This window comes from uncultured Gimesia sp. (assembly GCF_937919775.1).
Classification (GTDB): Bacteria; Planctomycetota; Planctomycetia; order Planctomycetales; family Planctomycetaceae; genus Gimesia.
In genome coordinates, this window is record NZ_CALFPF010000567.1 from 1 (window position 1) to 8,179 (window position 8,179).

Sequence of the window (8,179 nt, forward strand, 5' to 3'; positions counted from 1 at the left end):
TTTGATTTTCTCTACCTGTTGTTGTTTTTCCCGCTCAATTTTGGCTTCGTCCACTTCCAGGCGTCGGGTTTCATTTTCCTCAGCCATCCGCAGCATAATCTGTTTCGTTCGATTATCGAGCGATTTATCCTGCTCAATTTTATCCCGTTCGGCTTTGAGTCGGTCACGGGCTTCCTGAAGTTTCGCTTCCGCATCTTTGGTGGCTTTTTCCCGTTCTTCATTTCGTTCTTTGACGAAAACCGAAGTTTCCCGTTCCACCAGTGTCAGCGTGCGGTGCTGTTCACGACGTTTTCGCAGCGTGATATAGGAATCATCGCCCGCCAGTTGATCTACACAGTTTAACAGAAAGGTGACGTTGTCAATTTTTAATCCGAACGCCTGTCGTTCGCGGATATTGAATAATTCATTCGAAATCAGGTCGGCATCCGCGACAAAGATGACGTTGATATTTTTTTCTTTGGATTTGTCGGTAGACGTGATGTGTGCAGCCAGCACGTGTGCGTCGGCGTCAATCACGCGCGGCGGTTCCTGGGCGATCCGGACCGAGTTGAAAAACGGACTGGTAATTTCACCCCAGTCCAAAAGTCCCGAGTTCGGGCCGGTTCTGAGCAGCGGTTCAAAGTTCAAATCCCTGTCTTTCCGGGGGCGAATACTGCCGGGGAAGAAGGTCAGGATTTCCTGCAGGCCGCTGGTAATGTTGCTGTTCAGGCTGAAGGCGCTGCGTGTGCCGCTTTTCGGGGTGATGAAAATCAACTCGGGCCGCACGACTTCGGCAAATTCCGGGTGCGGGTTAAAGTAATCAAAGACGACTTCACCATTATTCCAGGCAATCTGCAGGACGTTCAGCAGCGAGGTCAAACGTCCTTCGTCCGCTTTGGGAGTCGAGGGGGGCTGGCGCATCCCCATCATGCCGCCACCGGGACTGGGTTTGGGCATGCGTGGTGCATTTTGAAGTCCTCTGCCTCCGCCAAACACGGGGAGCGGGTCATCACAAACCAGCGTCGGTTTCCCTTTTTTGACATAGTCGACGAGGTTTTTCAACTGTGGCTGCGTCAGTGAGGAAGGCAGAACCGCCATCAGCACATCGTATTCTGTATCGCTGATCGGCGAGTCCGGCGAAACCTGCAAAACGCGGTACTGTTTCTTTAATTCACTGACGATGAGCCACGGTGGCTGATTCCCGCCGGCCGCCATATCAAAACCGCCAAAAATGCTGGCATCGGTGTTTAAGATTCCCACGGTCAGGCGATCATCTTTCGAGACCGTGCGGATCGAACGCGTCAATTCATATTCGATCGGCGTTCCCACGTTAAAGAAGGGGATGACGACTTCATCAGTGCCGCTTTTGATGACTGCTCCCATGAAAATGGTATCCACGTAGGCACGACCGCCGCGCTGCGTCTGTACCTGTTCGGGAGTAATATCGAGCAGTCGGGCTTCTTCCTCTTCCTTGCTGAAAGGGACCACATCCACAAAGCGGACCTGCAGTCTTTTGCCTCCCAGCTGATCGTATTCTCTTAACAGTCCGATTAAGCGTTTGCGAATCGGAACATATTCGCGTGAGACATCCGGGCTGATGAAGGCTTCAATCGTAACCGGATTACTTTCATCAATTTTCGCAATCAGGTCTTTGGTGGTTTGTGACAGGCTGTAGACTTTCTCGCGGGTCAGGTCGATGCGACTGCTGCCGTACGAGGCAATCACATTGACGCTGATCAGAATGACAACCAGAGAGACCGTACGTACCAGATACTGCAGACCCATGGAATTCTGGACCTGTGCGCTCCAGTGGCGGCGGGTAATCAGAATCCGGTTTAAATACAGCATCATGATGGCCAGGGAGATGAAATATAGAATCGCTCCCAGAGGCAGAACACCGGTGCCAAAATCCTGAAATTGTGTGAGCAGACTCAAACCCTGAATCAGATCGCTGGAGGGAGCGACCTGGCCGATGAAAATGGGAACGGCGCAGATCACAGTGCCCAGCACAAACGCGACCGTCGTGCTGTTCGTTAAGGCAGAGGCAAACATGCCGGCGGCCAGTAAGGAGGCACCGGCCAGCCAGTAACCAAAATACGTGGTAAACATCACGCCGATATCAGGATTGCCGATCCGCCATAACACAAAGATATGGGTGAAGGAAAAGAACAGCGCGATTGTGTAGACAGCGAGTACCGCGAAAAACTTGCCGAGTAAAATTTCGATATCAGAAGCGGGCAGTGTAAAGAGCAGCTCATCCGTGCCCATTTTTTTTTCGTCTGCCCAGACTCCCATCGTAATCGCGGGGATCAGGAACAGCAGGAGTAACGGATACCAGAGCGTGAGTTGATCCAGGTTAGCCTGATTGTTCGCGAAAAACTGCTGATTGAAGGCAGCAAACGCACCGGCGACTACGAACACAACAATGAACAGATAACCCAGCACGCCGGAAAAGTAGCTTTGTACGTTTCGCTTAAATACGGCCAATACAACGTGGTTCCGCAACATAATGGAAGGGTCCTTAACGTCTGCTTTATTTTGAAACTGGAATTGGTCGGTGAACAGTAATTACGCGTGTGTCAGTTTATGGAAGCTGGTTTCCATATCATCCTGGCTTGCACCCAGGCCATCCACAGAGCCGTCAAAGACGACCAGACCCTGATTGATCAGAATCACGCGGCTGCAAACTGCTTTGACTTCCTGCAGAATGTGTGTCGAGAGTAAAATGGTTTTTGTTTTTCCGAGGCTGCGGATCAGGCTGCGCATGGACTGGTTCTGATTCGGATCTAATCCACTGGTGGGTTCGTCCAGAATCAAAATGTCCGGATCGTGAAGCAGCGCCTGTGCCATGCCCACGCGCTGTCTGAAACCACGCGACAACTTTCGAATCGGTTTTTTCCAGACACTGCTCAAATCGCATTTGTCCGTAACGAACTCCAGTCGATTGCTGAGTTCGGCGCGGGACATACCTCGCACGCTGCCCGCGTATTTCAAAAATCCCTGCGGGGTCATCTCTTCGTACAGCGGGCCGTTTTCCGGCAGATAACCGAGTTTCTGGCTGGCTTCAATACGATGGGTGTTGATATCAAAGCCGCCTACCCGCGCGTAACCTTCACTGGGAGAAAGAAAGCCCGTGAGGAGTTTCATCGTGGTCGATTTTCCCGCGCCATTAGGGCCGAGGAAGGCGGCGACCTGACCGCGGGGTACAGAAAATGTCACATCTTTCGTGGCAGTGAACTGGCCGTAGAATTTACTTAATCCGACGGCTTCGATCATCTTCTCCTGCGCGGAACCTTCTGATTGTTTCGCAGAAGATTGCTGAACCTGTTCCGACATTGCAATGATACTCCCGATGATTATCTTGTGGGGGATTCAACAGAATTAAAGAATGCTGCTGATCTGGCTCAAACGTGTCTGTTTCCTGCCTGAGTTACAGCAAGCTCACTGAACATGTTCATTTTTAACTGGATAGTGTCAAAAACACAACAAAGGGGGAGAGTGCGTTTTGAGTTAGCAGGATCTTCTCTGATTTTTGTGTATGGACAATCATCATCCTCAAGGCTCGATCACAGACTTGACTGCCGGTGAGGCATAGTCAGTCAGGCATTCGGACGAACAACGGTCTAGACAGGTCGCACACCGGATTTTCGGATGTCCCGTTTTTCGTTACCGGTTTCAAAATAAAATAATTTTGAAAACAAGAAAAATCAAGCTCAGGATTCAAAAAACGGCTGTACCAGATTCGGGTACGAGCCGTTGATTTTTAGTCGATTATTCTACTTTTTCTTCTGTTTCTTCCGCCTGTTCAAAGAATTTCTGAACCTGATATTTGGCCTCCAGTTCGCGGCTCCATTCGTAGTTTGTCTGCTGTTGTTCCATTTGGGCTAAAGGCAGATAAGGCGAGAAAAAGAAGAAAAGATCGGTTTTCAAAAATTCCTGGTACATGGCTGTCAGACCGCCCGGAGTCGACGGAATGCGGTTGATCACTTTCACAACGTAGCAGACGGATTTATCTGCATTCATGACAGTGCCTACGCCTCCGTTGTCCAGATTATCAAAAACCTGTTCCATAAATTCGTTCCCTGCGCCAGCGACGGCACTGATGCTGGATAATTCCGGGCGAGGCATCGAGAACGGGTTGCTGGCTCCGGCGGTGGAAGTCCGCATCCAGCTGAATGATTCCGTTGTCTGAGTGGAAAGTTCCTCGCCCTCTTTTTTACCGGTGATCGTTTGCCCCTTTAACGCTTCGGGCATGTCTTTATCACCGGCGTCGATAATCAGTTTTTTCAACGCTTCCGCCCGCTTCAGGGCGATCGGTCGAGCACCTTCGAGTTTCAACTGTTCGGTAATGAGCTCGTCAATCTCCGGATCCTCATACTTCGGAATCATGGCGTCGATGTGCCTGGCCTTCCAGTAGGCGAGCAACGCGCTGGAGAACGAATCTTCTGCTTCATATGCCGTATACAGCACCGTGGTCGGTGTCTCAAACAATTGTTCGATGACGGTCCTGGGTTGCGCAGTAAATTGATTCAGAGTCGGCTCTTTTGCCGTTCCCAGAGGGTACTTCTGGGATTCTTCCATTTCCTGAGCGGACATCATGGGGGTGATGTTATAAACCAGTTGATGTTTGGCCGCATAACTTTTGAGCCGTTCGGTGATTTCTTGCGGCGTGGGAGGCGTTACACCTTCATCCGGACTGTTAATACGATAGCTGAGATCATTCATGAAAATCAGTGCTGCGGAAATCTTTTCCTTCATCAAAGTCAGCGTGCGTTCGCGCAGTAACTGATCACGAATTTCACTTTTCAGATCGTCGTTCAGCGGGCGATAAGGTTCAAGTGGCGCGGGGGCCGTTGTGGGAGCTTCCGCTTTCGTCTCGACAGGTGCGGTGCCGGGTTTAGGGGCCACCACGGGAGTTTCAGCCGGTTTTTTATCAGCTGGTTTTTCATCTAACAGGGAAACAAAAGTAGAGAAAGCGGGATCCAGCTCACGAGCGCTCGATTCTTCTTTTTTCTTTTCTGTACTTTCTTTGGGAGTTTCTTTGGCTTTGGGGGTCTCTTTCGGCTTTGTTTCTGGAGCCGGTTCAGGCTTTGGTGTGACCGGAGCTGCCGGTTTTTTCTCAGTTGTTTCGGGTTTGGCGGTTTCGGGTTTGGCAGTTTCCGGTTTCACGGCAGTGCCTGGTTTGACTGCTTCTACGGGCTGATTTGCTTTCGGGCCTGCCGGGCTCTGTGGCGCAGTTGGTGCAGGCATGTCGGGAGAATCGGGAATCGGATTGTTCTTGTAAAGCCGTTCCATGTTTTCTTCGTAGAATGTTTTAATCTGCTGATCCGTGACCGGGGCAACCTGCTTTTCGGTCTCTTCGTAGTCGGCCATCAAATATTCGACCTGCACTTTTTGTGGCTGGCGCAGGCCGGGGGTACCGGGGCCTTTCTCGTTCGGAAAGACGGATTTGTAATTTTCGAAAAATACTTTTTTCTCGGCGTCTGTGGGAGCCTGCACCTGATCTTCAAAGTTTTTCACCGGCAGCGCGACCAGTTCCAGTTCTTCGCGCACATTAAACTTTTTGTAGAAGTTCCAGTATTGATCAGGGGTCAGTGAAACTTCCGGCCTGAGCATTTGAAATGCGAGCCGTGCCTGGAGCTGATCCCTGATAATGTCGTAGATCTGCCCTTCCGTCAGCCCCATGTTTTGACAGGCTTTCTGGAACGCGGTACGGCTGAGTCGGTTATTGGTATAGCGGGAAATATATTGAGTGATTGCGTCATCAGCGACAATCAGATTCATTTTTTCGGCTTCTTTGCGGAACAGGAATTCGAGGATGATATCATCTTCGGTATCCCGGCCAAAACCGAACATGGCGCCGCGGGGAGGCTGGGCACGTTCCCGTTCTTCCTCGGGCAACGATTCGTAATAAGTCCGGCTCACAAACTGGTTGGCAATTTGACGATTTCGGACGAGTTTCTGAAATTCCATCTGGTCGATATCGCCGGCCGTGCTCGTCACAACCATCGCTGCACCCTGACGGGGCATATTAATGTAACCAAGGAAGAAGCCGATAATCACCCCGAATACGGCGAACAGCGTGCCCTTACCTCGGTCTTTCCCCAGGTACCAGAACAGGCCGCCGAAGATCAGCATTCCCAGAATGGGGGGGAACTGTTCAGGCTTGAGCTGGTCCATGACGATAAACGCAAACATGGCCAGGATGGTAAGCGGAACCATTAATACTTTTTGTTTTTTACGAAACAATTCCAGTGGCGAGGCCATTCTGTTTCCTTCTTCAGTCTGCAAGTCGAATGAAATCGATTTCCTGTATTGAAATGATGGTGTCAACGATCTTCGATTGACGCAATGTCCGCTTTTCGTATCTTCCAGTTGGAAAAGAGTTTTCCGTTTATTTCATGTGTTGTAATTTATTCCGGCCGTTCGTGAAAGTCATCTCTGAAAGAATCCTGCTGTTTCCTGCCTGTTCTTACCCCGAAAAGTACCGCTCCTGAGGGTAAGATCGTGAGTGAAAAATATAAATACAGGCTTGACAGAGAGTTTTGTGGCGGTTATGGATTGCCGAGATAAAGTTATCAAGTGGATCCGGTCAATGATTCAAAAAACGTAAAAATAAGTAAAGATTGAGCCGCGTATTGTAGCCAGGATGACTCTGGCGACAAGGTTTACGTCGGTTTCTCAAGAAGGGCAGATCTGGTGGCAAAGAAAAAGCTCAAAGCACTGGTGATCGTGGAATCCCCGGCCAAAGCCAAGAAAATCGGCAGCTATTTAGGCAGTGATTATCGGGTTCTGGCCAGTATGGGGCATGTTCGCGATTTGCCTACCAAGGCCTCCGACGTCCCTTCCGAATTCAAGAAAAAACACAAATGGGCCACTCTGGGGGTCAACGTTGAGTCAGAATTTGAACCTTATTACCTGGTGCCCAAAGAAAAGAAAAAAACGGTTCAGGAACTCAAAGACGCGCTCAAGGATGCTGAAGAACTGATTCTCGCGACCGACGAAGACCGCGAAGGGGAGAGTATCGGCTGGCATCTGGCCGAACTGCTGAAGCCTAAAGTTCCGGTCAAACGCATGGTTTTCTCTGAAATCACCGAGGAGGCCATTCGGGAAGCGATTGCCAATCCTCGCGATCTCGATCTGAACCTGGTTTCGGCCCAGGAAACACGCCGGGTCCTCGATCGCTTGTATGGATTTACATTAAGTCCGCTGTTATGGAAAAAAATCTCCCGCGGGTTATCCGCCGGGCGCGTACAGTCTGTCGCTGTCCGAATTCTGGTGCAGCGCGAACTGGAACGGCTGGCATTTAAAAGCGGTACTTACTGGGATTTGAAGGCACAACTGAAAACAGAGCAGGGAGCCGAGTTTGATTCGATGCTCTCGACCGTCGGCGGCAAAAAAGTTGCCAGCGGGAAAGACTTCGATGAATCGACGGGCAGGCTCAAAGAAGGCTCAGACGTGCTGCTGCTCAATGAACAGCAGGCTGACGATTTGCTGGATCGCGTAAAAAAGTCCGACTGGAAAGTGACTTCGGTCGAGCAGCGACTGCAGTCGCGTAAACCGCCGGCACCGTTTACTACCAGTACATTGCAGCAGGAAGGTAACCGCAAGCTGAACATGTCGGCTCGCGAAACCATGCAGGTCGCGCAGCGCCTGTATGAAGACGGACACATTACTTATATGCGTACTGATAGTGTGAATCTCTCCAACGAAGCGGTCTCTGCGTCGCGCAAGCGGATTGAAGATTTGTACGGAAAAGATTACCTCAGTCCGGAAATTCGCCGTTTTGATACGAAATCCAAAGGGGCGCAGGAAGCACACGAAGCGATTCGCCCCGCTGGTAAATCGATGAAAACCGTCGAAGAACTTGGTCTGAAAGGACAGCAGGCCAAGCTGTACGCGATGATCTGGAAGCGGACGATGGCCACGCAGATGGAAGAAGCCAGACTGCGTTTTCAAACCGTCACGATCACCGCCGCTGATGCGGAATTTCGGGCCACGGGACGCCATGTTGAATTTCCCGGTTTCTTCCGTGCTTATGTGGAAGGTTCCGATGATCCGGAAGCAGCCTTGGATGACAGCGAATCCGTGCTGCCCCCTCTGGAAGAAAATCAGGCTCTCGAAGCCAGTCAGGTGGAACCTCTCAAGCACGAAACCAAGCCTCCCGCGCGTTATACGGAAGCAACCATCGTACGTAAAA

General features: G+C 50.7%; 4 protein-coding genes. 1 reads left to right on the forward strand and 3 read right to left on the reverse strand.

Translation table 11 applies throughout. The features are described from left to right. The 3 genes from Q0294_RS16310 to Q0294_RS16320 all read right to left on the reverse strand — a co-directional run. The coding region (locus Q0294_RS16310) for a Gldg family protein (RefSeq protein WP_299467574.1) at positions 1 to 2,487 on the reverse strand (2,487 nt) is incomplete at its 3' end. Positions 2,488 to 2,547: 60 nt separating this feature from the next. Next, positions 2,548 to 3,315, reverse strand: coding sequence for an ABC transporter ATP-binding protein (locus Q0294_RS16315; RefSeq protein WP_299467576.1), 768 nt, complete (start codon positions 3,313 to 3,315; stop codon positions 2,548 to 2,550). Positions 3,316 to 3,750: 435 nt separating this feature from the next. Next, positions 3,751 to 6,246 carry a SurA N-terminal domain-containing protein gene (locus Q0294_RS16320; RefSeq protein WP_299467578.1) on the reverse strand — a complete coding sequence of 832 codons (2,496 nt, stop codon included), beginning with the start codon at positions 6,244 to 6,246 and terminating at the stop codon, positions 3,751 to 3,753. Positions 6,247 to 6,678: 432 nt separating this feature from the next. Between Q0294_RS16320 and topA the strand changes: the two genes are divergently transcribed. Then, positions 6,679 to 8,179: type I DNA topoisomerase (topA, locus tag Q0294_RS16325; protein WP_299467580.1), on the forward strand; the 1,501-nt coding region annotated here is incomplete at its 3' end.

Coding starts and splice junctions, on each gene's coding strand:
- Q0294_RS16315 (WP_299467576.1), bottom strand. CDS start 3,315: ATGTCGGAACAGGTTCAGCAATCTTCTGCGAAACAATCAGAAGGTTCC.
- Q0294_RS16320 (WP_299467578.1), bottom strand. CDS start 6,246: ATGGCCTCGCCACTGGAATTGTTTCGTAAAAAACAAAAAGTATTAATG.